General features: G+C 44.3%; 11 protein-coding genes and 1 pseudogene. 2 read left to right on the forward strand and 10 right to left on the reverse strand.

All coding sequences use genetic code 11. From position 1 onward, the window contains the following. Positions 1 to 261: 261 nt before the first annotated feature. The gene (locus ACLGGO_RS12140) at positions 262 to 4,095 is read right to left on the reverse strand and encodes a hypothetical protein (protein WP_446419508.1); all 3,834 of its coding nucleotides are present in this window, start codon (positions 4,093 to 4,095) and stop codon (positions 262 to 264) included. A gap of 145 nt (positions 4,096 to 4,240) precedes the next feature. Here ACLGGO_RS12140 and ACLGGO_RS12145 point away from each other — a divergent pair, with 145 nt between their 5' ends. Both ACLGGO_RS12145 and ACLGGO_RS12150 read left to right on the forward strand, forming a co-directional pair. Beyond that, positions 4,241 to 4,471: a hypothetical protein gene (locus tag ACLGGO_RS12145; RefSeq protein WP_446419509.1), complete on the forward strand. Its 231-nt coding sequence runs from the start codon at positions 4,241 to 4,243 to the stop codon at positions 4,469 to 4,471. 209 nt (positions 4,472 to 4,680) lie between these two features. After that, positions 4,681 to 5,619, forward strand: a complete 939-nt coding sequence (locus ACLGGO_RS12150; protein ID WP_446419510.1) for an HNH endonuclease — start codon at positions 4,681 to 4,683, stop codon at positions 5,617 to 5,619. Positions 5,620 to 5,850: 231 nt separating this feature from the next. Here the strand turns inward: ACLGGO_RS12150 and ACLGGO_RS12155 are convergent, their stop codons facing one another. The 9 genes and pseudogenes from ACLGGO_RS12155 to ACLGGO_RS12195 form a co-directional block, all read right to left on the reverse strand. Next, positions 5,851 to 6,273 carry a PIN domain-containing protein gene (locus ACLGGO_RS12155; protein WP_446419511.1) on the reverse strand — a complete coding sequence of 141 codons (423 nt, stop codon included), beginning with the start codon at positions 6,271 to 6,273 and terminating at the stop codon, positions 5,851 to 5,853. Beyond that, positions 6,260 to 6,523 (reverse strand): FitA-like ribbon-helix-helix domain-containing protein, encoded by a 264-nt coding sequence (locus tag ACLGGO_RS12160; protein ID WP_446419512.1) that lies wholly within the window; start codon positions 6,521 to 6,523, stop codon positions 6,260 to 6,262. Before ACLGGO_RS12160 ends, ACLGGO_RS12155 begins: the two co-directional genes overlap by 14 nt. Positions 6,524 to 6,571: 48 nt before the next feature. After that, the gene (locus ACLGGO_RS12165; protein WP_446419513.1) at positions 6,572 to 7,309 is read right to left on the reverse strand and encodes a ThiF family adenylyltransferase; all 738 of its coding nucleotides are present in this window, start codon (positions 7,307 to 7,309) and stop codon (positions 6,572 to 6,574) included. A gap of 87 nt (positions 7,310 to 7,396) precedes the next feature. Further along, a complete protein-coding gene (locus tag ACLGGO_RS12170) occupies positions 7,397 to 7,696 on the reverse strand; it encodes a hypothetical protein (RefSeq protein ID WP_446419514.1) in 300 nt (99 codons plus the stop codon). Between the two features lie 36 nt (positions 7,697 to 7,732). Continuing rightward, positions 7,733 to 8,158 carry a hypothetical protein gene (locus ACLGGO_RS12175; RefSeq protein ID WP_446419515.1) on the reverse strand — a complete coding sequence of 142 codons (426 nt, stop codon included), beginning with the start codon at positions 8,156 to 8,158 and terminating at the stop codon, positions 7,733 to 7,735. Then, a complete protein-coding gene (locus tag ACLGGO_RS12180; RefSeq protein WP_446419516.1) occupies positions 8,151 to 8,858 on the reverse strand; it encodes a hypothetical protein in 708 nt (235 codons plus the stop codon). Before ACLGGO_RS12180 ends, ACLGGO_RS12175 begins: the two co-directional genes overlap by 8 nt. After that, positions 8,831 to 9,643 (reverse strand): hypothetical protein, encoded by an 813-nt coding sequence (locus ACLGGO_RS12185; protein WP_446419517.1) that lies wholly within the window; start codon positions 9,641 to 9,643, stop codon positions 8,831 to 8,833. Before ACLGGO_RS12185 ends, ACLGGO_RS12180 begins: the two co-directional genes overlap by 28 nt. Before the next feature lies 1 nt (position 9,644). Beyond that, entirely contained in the window at positions 9,645 to 9,887 is a 243-nt protein-coding gene (locus tag ACLGGO_RS12190) for a hypothetical protein (protein WP_446419518.1), read from the reverse strand. 8 nt (positions 9,888 to 9,895) lie between these two features. Beyond that, a pseudogene (locus tag ACLGGO_RS12195) lies at positions 9,896 to 10,091 on the reverse strand (hypothetical protein); the annotation flags it as partial.

The raw sequence follows: 10,091 nt of genomic DNA on the forward strand, positions 1-10,091 counted from the left end.
TCTCAATTTGAAGGAATTTCTCGGAAATAATCGGATAAATGAGAAGAAATGAGGAAATAGTCGGCGATTTTTGCAGTAAGTTTCCTATTAATTCCTATGCTCCACACTGACCGACTGCGCCTGCGACCCTGCCAAAGCGAAGATATTGACTCCTTTCCTCTACTCCGAACTCCACGCTCGTGTTAAAAAATAAGAGCCAATGGAAAATTTTCCATTGACTCCTCCAAGGAAGCCCTCAGATACCCAACCATCCCCACTCCACTAGACCATTTCTAGCTCCCTCGGTTTTGATTCAGGCACAGGCGTGAGAGTAGTTTGGGACTGGGACAGAGCTTTCTCTCGTTCCACTATCATTTCTTGGAAACGAGCCGCTGCTTGCTTTGTCAGGGGAATTTGAACCTCCTCAGTGTTAACGTTGGCTTTAAATACGGTGCGTTTGGACTCGTTTCTGACAAAGCAATCCCCGTTCGGTTGCACGTAAGCCGTCCATTGGTTGTCGCCAAACTTGAAGTGCTGGGTGCTATGGGAAGGAAGCTGCAACCGTCGTTGTTTGTAGGTTTGGGAAACGACGCTAAAGAGGGTGTCTTGCAGAGAAAGCCGCCAGTTGTCAGCTTTAGCGTTGGTGATGTCGCGCTTTCCATTATTAACTGCGGGTTTTGGCTGGAGCGTTGGCGGTTGAGGTGTGCTACCGTAAGAAGCGATCGCACTTCCCGCAGGTTTCGCCAACTCAGAACTCTGAGATACTTGAGGTGAATCGATTTGTGGCAATTGGGTTTCAGGCAACTGAATCGATTCAGGGTCAACTTTTAGGATAACCGACCTGCCGCCTTTGTCGGGAGAGAGCGTTGCCTCAAAAGTAGTTCCAGGGGGCAATTTAGGACTGTCGGGGGAGAAGGTTCCTAAATTTTTCCCGTCAAGTTGGATAATGGGAGTGCGTTGAAATCGGTGATATTTCTCGTGAGTGGGAGGTAAGTTTATCGTTCCCACTTGCAAAGTGACGTTCCGATCCTTCCATTTTGGCTTAGAGAAATCTGCCTCTGAGTAGTCATTATCGGGATGTTTGACATTGACTACTTCTATCTGATTCACTCGATAGTTTGATAGGGCATCGGAGATTTCATCCATGAACAGCTTGTAGACAAGTGCGCCTCTGCCTGCTTTATCTTGAGACTCGATCCAGCGACAATCCACGGGAGGGACGATGAGCAGTCTGGTTTCATTACCGGAGTAGTTTGTTACCTTCAAAGAGTCGGTGTCGATGCGATCGTTGGAGTTGTCTCCGTATTTGCCATCCAGTTTTGCTACCATCTTCTGGGGTAAGTTTTTAAAGGCGAACTCGACTAAGGGCAATTCGGGATGAGCCGTGGCTTCGTAGGCAATTCCTTTGCTATCTAGTGCGTCTTTCCATTGGTTCGGTAAATCAATGGTTCTGCCGTCTTTAGTTTTCACCTTCTGGAAAGGAACTTGCAGGACGTAGACATCTCGCGGCAAGGCTTCGTGAAGCAATTCGTAGTCTTGTTGTAGGGAAAAGGTAATTTCCAATTCCTCTGCCACTTTCTGACATATTGTTCGGTGTTTGCTCAGGTTATCGGACGTGTGGGTAGCTTGAAATAGCGCATGGGCTGCTCTGGTTTTTCGTTCAGGAGTATCCCAAATTTCGTCAATTTCTGCTCGATAGCTGCCATAAAGTTTCCCCATTTCCTCTTTTCGCGCTTTGATATCGCTGCCAGTTCTTTCGTAGATAATACTTTTGTCTTCTTGAAAGCGTTGCACTAGGTCTTTTGCCCATTCCAATTCGTTTTCTTCCCAGGATAGGTCATTTTCTTGGCTGTGACGGTACTCGATTTCTCTTTCTAATAGGGCATTTTTGTACTCATAGGGGACGTGCAATTCTTTTCCTTCTTTCTCGTACTCAATATCGGCTGCATCCAGTTCTTTTCGATTGTCTTTTGACAGGATGAGATGAGCTGGAATCGGGGGAAGAATGTGCTGAAATTCATCTCGGTTTCGGTGGAGGAGTCGCGTTTGTTCCCAATAGGGGTTGACAGCTTCTCTTGCCAGCACGTAAATAGGATTGGAGAAATCGGCAGGCATGGGAAATTGTTTGTAGAGTCGGTCATCTCCTTTGTACTGGAAAAAGTAAATGCAGTTTTTATGTTTCTCGCACCACCCATCGACTTTTTCTAGCAATGTGTCGGGGTTTAGACCGGTTTTCTCTTTCACTTCTTGGGCATCTTTACCTCGCAGCGAGTTCTTCTGGTAGTCAACTTCGTACTGTTCCATGATGCTGAGAGCGGTGATGAAGCGCTTTTGCTGTTTGAGAAATAGCTTCTCATCCTCGCCAGAATTGGGAAGTGCTGCTGCTACTTTGCCAATGGCTAAGGCGACGAGCCCGACTTCATTTTGAGAACTGGCAACTCCGATTTGTTCTAGGGTAGTGTATTTGCGTTGACCTGCTTTTACTTTGCCTTCTATAACTTCAGAATCGTCTTCTTGATACCGTGCTTTTGTATAAGGAACTTTTTCGGCTTGTACCACTTCTCCGAAGTCAAATAACCCGTCTTTGGCTGGTAAAATTTGTTGGGCAATATTAGGGATTTTTCGGGATGGGATGCCAAAGGGTTCGTCTCCGTCAAAATCCCCTTGATGGAACTTTTCTAAATCTGTAGGGTTAAACCAGATTACCCCTTTGATTTTTGCCATGACAGCGCGGGTTTCTTCTGGAATAGTTTCCAGGTTTTTTGCGCGGATGTTTTTGTATCTCCTGAGTCCGTCTTTGTTGAGAATGGGGAATCGACCTTGAATGCATTCTCCTTCTTCTAGATGGTTAGCGCAGACTGTGCCTCTGGGTAAATCCTCGCAGGGTAAAGCCATTGCTGAAGTCATTGCTAAGGCTCCCCTAGTTGCCAGATTTCGCCATTTGGTTGCTAGCCACCGTTCTGCTATAGTGGTGAATTCGGGACTGCCTACCATGAGTCCGAATTTATCGGCTTTTAGCATCTGGATGTCCTGTCTTTCCCGCTTTTTATCTTCAGTGTTTTCTTCACTATCACTGTTGATTTCGTCGTTAATTGTAGTTGAGAGTTTGTCCTGCTGTTCTTTAAGTTTTCTTTGGTTTAAACGCGCCAAAAATGCCTCACGTTTGTCATAATCTTCAATCATGGCTTGGCGCAATTTCATTGGGTCGCGCTGTAGTGCTGCCAACCGTTGGGCTTCGGCTTTAGTTGCTGGCACCAAGTCTTGAAGAAGTGCTTCTTCGTTAAACCATACCCCGGTGGATTGCCAGCTAGTTTGGGTGATGCCGATTTGACTGTTTTTGCGATTTCCCAGAATGGCTTTTGGTAATTCGTAATCGCCACACGGAATTAATTCTTTGAGCCGCTTTTTGTTAATTCCTTTGATGCTGGAACGGTCTAAAATGAGTTGGGGTTTGTTACCTTCAGAGTTGGCTAGTTCATTGAGGAGAGCGTCATCGGGACGGAGTGTTCCTTTAGCCAGAAAGCTGACTTGGGGTGTGGATTCTGTAGTTTCTGTATTCCAACTGTGAAGCCAAGCGAAACGAAATTGGCTGGCTCGGTTTTTATCACCGCCGATGCTTTTGAGTAATTCGGAACTGATTGCACCGTGACAGTCTCCGGTTCGATATTTAGCATATTGTGGGTCGGTGAAATCGACAATTTTTATTCGCAGATGGTCGCATTCTGATACGCCAGAAATACAGGTGCTGACTAGAAGAGAACCGTAGCGACAAGCGGTGTCTTTTTCGGTTACGAATAAGTCTCCTATCTTTTTGGTTAGGGTTTCGTCACCAAAGTAATAGCTGTTTCCAGATTGGAATATCATCCGTCGCTTGATGCCGTCTTCGGGGTCGTGGATGCTGGCGCGTAATTGGCGAGGGTCGGGATTGGATTTGTCAAGTTTGACAATCATCAGTGACTCCAGTTCCTCTGGTTTCAACATTGCTTCTAGAATCGAGTGGCGCAGGATTTCTGGGTTGTTAAAGAACTTGCCTAAATTCCGTCCTTTGGCATCGGTATAAGCGGCATCAAAAACGGGGATTTTGAGTCCTTCTTCGGTGACTATTGTGGCGACCATGACTTTAGTTCTCCCTAGAACTGAGGTGTTAGAGTAGGAATTGTTGAAAAGGTGGGTAAGGTAAACAAGGAAAGTCTATCTAAGCCTTAACAGGTTGAAGTGGGGTCAAGTGTTGACCGTTGGGATTATTTTTGAGGTGATTGAAATGGAACTAAAGGTTGATGCAATTGTTGAGCCGGATCTGTTTGAAGATGAGGATACCAAGCTGGTGGAGTTAGGCATTGAGCCGGAAGATGAGGATAAATATCCATTCGTGCGCCCCAGCAGCGCTCCTGCGGATTTGATGGACAGACCGGGGAGGATTATTGCGGAATGGGAGAATATGGACTTTGATGAGCGGATTCAGGCTGACCCTACCTATATCGATAGAATCTAGACGTAGGGAACACACAGCAGAGGGTTGGGTGTTTGGTTCGATGGGGCGGCGGTAGCCGGCTTTTAACGTTTATTGGCCTAATGGAAAATTTTCCATTGGTTGACCGTTATGGGTTGGGATGGGTAACGGATACTAAGCTTTACATTACAATTTATAGTATTTTATGTTACAAAAGTACTGTGAGCGTTTTTTCATAGATTTCTAAACTCATGGCATCAAATCAAGCAGAAGATAAAAATCAAATTGATTTTTATCAAAAAAATTATCTTACTCTAGCTGAATATCATCTTAGTAGTGGAAAAAAAGTATACTTTGGAGATCGCAAAAATCGCAAATGCCGTTTTTGTGGAAAAAACAGTGGAGATACAACATTCAATATGTTAGCCCATGCTCTTCCTGAGTTCATTGGTAATAAAACTTTAATTTCCAATGATGAGTGCGATATATGTAATGAAAGATTTAGCAGAACTATAGAGGATCACTTTGCTAAATCTTTAGGATTACCCAGAACCTTAAACCAAATCCGTGGCAAGAAAGGTGTGCCTTCATTCAAAGATAAAAACTTGAGAATTGACCATAAATTGAGTGAGCCAAACCTAATTTTAGCTCCCGATCAGCAAGATGATCGAATTGTAGTACTCCTTGAGGATACTAGGCAGATAAGTTTGGAAGCTAAAAGTCAGCCTTATGTTCCCATAGCAATATATAAATGCTTAACGAAAATGGCAATATCTATTATGCCAGAACCAGAGCTGCTCCATTTTGAAGAAGCTAAACAATGGATAAATATGGAAACTCACAATTCAGAATCTTTGAATTATCCATTAAAATGTTATCTAGCTTTCACTGATGAGGTAAAGCCTTTCGATGGTAACATTCATACATTCTTACTTAAGAGAAAAAACACTACCGATCCAGTGCCTTATATGATTTATATCGTTGCTTTCGGTACTTGTTTTTTTCAAATTGTTGTTCCATGTCCCAAGCTGGATCATAAAGATAAACCAATTTCATTAGAATGGTTCCCTCTTGCCCCTTATACAAGTTATCCTTATGGGGAATATAAGTACGAAATACGAGACCTCTCATCAAATGAAGAAGTTAAAGACACATTTGAAATCAGTTGGAAATATGAGTCTAAATCATAACTATTTAGACTCATAATAAGTGCCATTTACTCGTAAGCTAAGGTAGATGCGCCCCCAATGGAAAATTTTCCATTGGGTTATCAGTCGGGGTGGGGCAGGTGACGGGTGCTGGACTCAAGCTTTAGATTTCAACACAGCGCACACTGATTGCTGGATAATGTAGAGCGATCGCGCCGTCCCATTTTCCAAATCAAAATAGGTAGCGACTGTTTGAAATTACCTGTGTTTAGTTTATTCAGACTCCCAAGGATTAACAATTGCAATACCGCACCCTTCAAAATCAGAAACATTCCGAGTGGCAAGAGTAGCTTGGCGAGTGGAACAAATACTCGCTATTTGAGCATCAGCTTGGGAGATTGGTTTACCCATTTGTCTTCTTTCAGCAGCAATTCTAGCAAAAGCGATCGCTGCTGCTTCATCAAACGGTAAAATTCGCCCACCAAAATCTTCAGCAAACATCAATTGAGCCGTTTGGCTTAGTTCGGTTTGGCGTTTTCCAGAAGGTAACAAAGCAATCCCATAGAGAATTTCAGCTTGAGTGATAGTTGTTGTAAAAAAATTCGTTATGGGTTGTGCTGCTACCCATTGACGAACTACAGACGAACCTCTGGGGTGCATCAGTTCAGACACTACATTAGTATCAAGCACGATCATAGAAGTCTTCAAAATTAGGGGGTTCACGTAAAGGTTCTCTAGGGATAGTCGGAAGTTCAAAATCGCAAAAATGGGCAAAACGTCGCTCGATAGCTAAGGCAAGATTTAAGGGTTCGAGAGCGTTTTCTGTCAAGACAGCGCGGAGGATTTCTTTAGCTTCTTCTTCGAGAGAACGCCCATAATATTCGGCTCTCTTTTGCAAGCGATTTTTCAGGTCATCATCAAAGTTTGGAATTGTGATATTGCTCATAGTATATTCAATTGCTAAAGCTACATTTTTTTGAAGCTTAATATCAGGTTAACATGGTGTTATTGTTTCACTCACGATAGATTTCAACGCCGCACACGCTGACTGCTGGGTAATATAGAGCGATCGCGCCGTCCCACTCTCCAAGTCGAAATAGGTAGCAAACCGTTTGAGATTCCCCGCAGCCATCCGGTACAGGTAATCCGCCGCCTCAGCCGCCACCCGAATATTCACGCTCTCACTCTGCACATTCAGCACTGCCATCTCAGCACAAGATAAGTTATTTGTCAACTCTTCGGGTTTTGGTTTCAAAAGGTCAGGCGCTTGCAGCATCGGAGATGGCAGTCTAGCACAGCCCAATCCCCCAAAACTATAGAATTCCGGGTCAGTTTCCAAAGAACTGCCCAGCAAGATTTGTCCGGCTGCGGAATGGTTGCCACAATCCAAATACCACACGCGAGGAATTTCAGAGTGACTGTAGAATTGGTTTAACTCCAGAGCTTGATTAATTGACGCTCTCCCAGCTGCCGTATCCACGCACCCCACCAGGATAGTCAGCTTGTCGTAGGCGTAGCGAATTAACTTGGGGTCAAATTCCTGCACGAAAGCCGTTGTGTCCACTCCCCAAGCTATAGAGTATCTTAAGGCTAGAGCCTGTGCTTTCGGCAGTCCAATCTCTTTGTCGCAGAAAGCCTGCCTGCTGATGTTAGCTTCTTCAACTCTATCGGGATCTGCGATCGCAAATTGCCCAAACTCCGTGCTAGTCGTGCAATGTGGTACGACAGCCACGAACCCGTTCCTCCCGCCCCAACTAGCCAAAAGTCAATCGAATCGGTTTGTCTGACAATCAGAGGCGAAGCTTCAAGATAATCATAATTAAACATTAGGTAATTCTCCAAATGTTGTTTGCAATTCGAGGGGGTCATCTAGCAGAGGCGGAGCTACAGAACTGGAGTAGAATTTAGAAATAGAATCGTCTTTTTCTCCACCGCTTGTGATGTCTATAACGAAACTCGGCAATTCAAATATCCAAGCGGCGGGAATATGCCAGAACTGCCGATAAACTCCTACTCGGCAAATAATCTCAGCGCTCGATTCAGTCACTTTCCCCAAAACGGCGAAAATGCGGAACCCCCCTTCATCTGCATCATCTGCACCAGAGAAGAAAGCCGCCATCCGATTGTGTGAATGTACCTCCGCAGTGGCATTAATTTAGGAGGAATTTAAACCATATTCGGCAGCTCTGCATTTATTTGAACTTTGCGTTTGCTCTGGAATTACGAGCTGCCACTGTTCTTGAACATGATGAATGTGGAAAGCGATTTCTAACGGTGGTTCTGCAAGCGCGGCGATACAACTCTCTTTCCACATTTGAATGAGTATCTGCTGAGGGATTCGTCGGGGAGTTAATCGGACAAAAGGTTCGATTGGTTCTAATCCTCTGATTGATGCGGTAAAGAGTTCCACCGGAATTATCACTTCTAAGCCCGGTCTAACTGCTCTAGCAAAGATACCATTACTTCCAATCAGATACTCGAACATACTACTAGAGTGAAGCGGCAGTTTCTCACCAATTTTGACAATTTTATAATCAACCAAGTCTAGGGTGCATGGATTTAGGTTCAGTGGTTCACTCATCAGTTATCGCTGCCACTAATTTGGCAATTGTTTGGTTCGTGCCGATTAAGTCTTTAACGGGGTAAGATGAACGCTTAACCGCTTTTTTTAGCTGCACGCCCACGTCATTGGGTTGCACCCTAGATTTACCGTCATTCAAATGTCCGTTGAAGGGACTAGAGATGAACAATTCCCAAGCTTTTGTAATCGTATTCGGTGAAGCAGCAGGCGGTTTATTATCTCCCCAGCAGATACGTCCGTAGGGTTGGTAAGAGTGCAAGTAAATGTTGGGCAACGGAACATGGAAAGCTTCTGCTTCCGGGTCAAATTTCGAGCTTTTAATTGCCCAAACCCAGTAATCAGATTTCAATCCCAAAAACACCATTGCTGGTAAAGGAACCAAGTGCTTTGATTCCAACAGATTTATTTCGTGTTTCTGAGGTGACACGAACTTGATTGTCCATTCCCCGGTGCTGCCAGTTCCCCAACGTACTATCCCCGATTCTGGGTTCATCCAACCTGAATCAATGGGTGTATTTGCAAAAGCTGCTCGGAGAGTTGCTGGAGACAGGCATTTGTACTGGGAACTATCCCCCGATTGATAGTGAAAAATGTAAATACCGCCCTCAATAAAGAGAAGTTCAGCTTGGATAGCGGACAATTTTCGAGGGGCAACCTCCAGTACCTCCCGGATTATTTCAACTGAAATGTCAAATTCCATAATGCTAATAGGTGCGAGAAATTGGTGTTGGGTTTGGATTCAAGCCAGTCAATTAATTCGTAAGCTTTGTCTAGTAGCTGAATAGCTTTATTCCATTCATGGGTTAGCCAGTTAATCTCGTTAATTTTCCAGGCTCTTAATTCAAAATTCCGACTCCAGTAACTTTCACAGCAAACACTTTGGTCTAGCCAAATATTGCCCGTTTCTAAGTCGAGGAGTGCTAAGGCTATGGGCAAATCGCTGATGGGAGGTGCAGCGCGACGGGCTAATTTTTTGAGAAGTTTTAGGTCAGTTTCTTGGGGATGTGCAATGTCTTTCAAGCTGTAGCCGAACGTGCATTCGTACCACGATTCCACGGCATCTCCTTCTACAAAATCCAACCACCATCGACCTGACTGCGAAAGCGGGAGTAATATCTGCCATCCAATTCGCAATGCTTCAATTCCTTCTTCGTGGTCTTGCCAGTTTACCCCTTTGGGTGAGACAGGAATTTGGTAAAGACGTTCTTCATAAGCGCTCTCTACAATCAGGTCGTCAATGGGGAATAAATGTTCGCTGACTAGCGAAATAAACTCTATCTCTCTCGGACTGTGATTTCTATCTTTTGAGTAAAGTTCAGATTGACTTTTTTGCCATTCTAAGGGAAACAGTTCTTGGTAAAGGCTCAGTAGCTGATAGGTGTTTAGTTTAGTCCACAAGTAGTCGATTGCTGATTCCAAGTCGATGATGGGTTGGCACTGTTGCAAGATTTGCAGCGCCGACTTAGCATTCCAGATAGTTGACATATCAAAACCCTTCTGGAATTGCCCCAGCGACAGAATGACTGTTTAACAGTTGCTCCTTGGTTTGCTCAACTGCTTTTACGTCATCCGTTCCTTTTGAAATAGCTACCTCAATAACCTTTGCCATTTCTTTCATAGTCGTGCTATCGAGTTCTCCAGAAAGTTCTAAGCGTTGTAGTCTCCGGCACATAGAGAGTGCTGGATTCACTTCTTCTGGCGCGTTTATAATAAATTTTAGAGGGGTCATTTTCAGGGTTATCTTGCACCTTTAGAGCCGTTACGTTTGGCTATGGTAATCAGTTCACCTGGTTTTCTGATGATGTCTGCATTAGCACAGTCTGGATAATACGTTGTTAGTAATTTGCGGAGTTCGTTACAGCGTTTCCCACGCTGATGAGGTACATTTAGGGTAGGACTTTTGCTCTCAGAGGGTTCATCGGTTTGAAACCAT

Source organism: Coleofasciculus sp. (genome assembly GCF_046565525.1).
Taxonomy (GTDB): Bacteria; Cyanobacteriota; Cyanobacteriia; order Cyanobacteriales; family Coleofasciculaceae; genus Coleofasciculus.